Raw genomic sequence first — 541 nt, 5'->3', positions numbered from 1 at the left:
GTCATAGACGATGTGGGCGGACATGGACGTGCCTCCTGAAACGAAAATGGCCCGGCGGGGCGCCGGGCCGCGAGGTGAAGGGTGGGCGGGGCGACGCGGGCCGCCCCGCCGAAGGGTGGCTATTCGGCGGCGACCGCATGCGCGGTGACGTCGTCGGCCGTGGCCTGGTCGTCGTCGCCGGCGAGGAACTCTGGCAGCGCCTCGTCCTCCGCCCCCGCTGGCTCACCCGCCCGCGCGTCATCGCCGCTCAGACGGAGCGGTTCGGGCAGCCAGCCGCTCTCGGCCAGGAGGCGTTCGGCCTCCTTGGCCATGTCGCCCTTCTTGAGATGGTCGATGAGCTGGGCCGCCTGCTCGCCAGCGCCTTCGCGCACGGCTTCAAGGATGCGGGACTTGGTGACGCGGCCGAGGTAGTTTTCGACCGTCGGGCGCCAGCCGGCATCCACCATGTCGAGCCCGGTGGCGTGGGAGAGCCGGTCGGCCTCGCGCAGACGCTGATCGAGCCCATGCTGGGAAACGCCGCTGCCGCTATAGGGGTTGGGCC

1 pseudogene is annotated in these 541 nt (G+C 71.5%); it reads right to left on the bottom strand.

Annotation, left to right across the window (positions count from 1 at the left end):
* Positions 1 to 119: 119 nt before the first annotated feature.
* Positions 120 to 541: pseudogene (locus EOA86_RS37730) on the bottom strand (DNA-binding protein); the annotation flags it as partial.

The organism is Mesorhizobium sp. M5C.F.Ca.IN.020.32.2.1 (genome assembly GCF_004023105.1).
In the GTDB taxonomy this organism is placed as follows: Bacteria; Pseudomonadota; Alphaproteobacteria; order Rhizobiales; family Rhizobiaceae; genus Mesorhizobium; species Mesorhizobium wenxiniae.
This window is presented reverse-complemented; position numbering and strand designations above follow the sequence as displayed.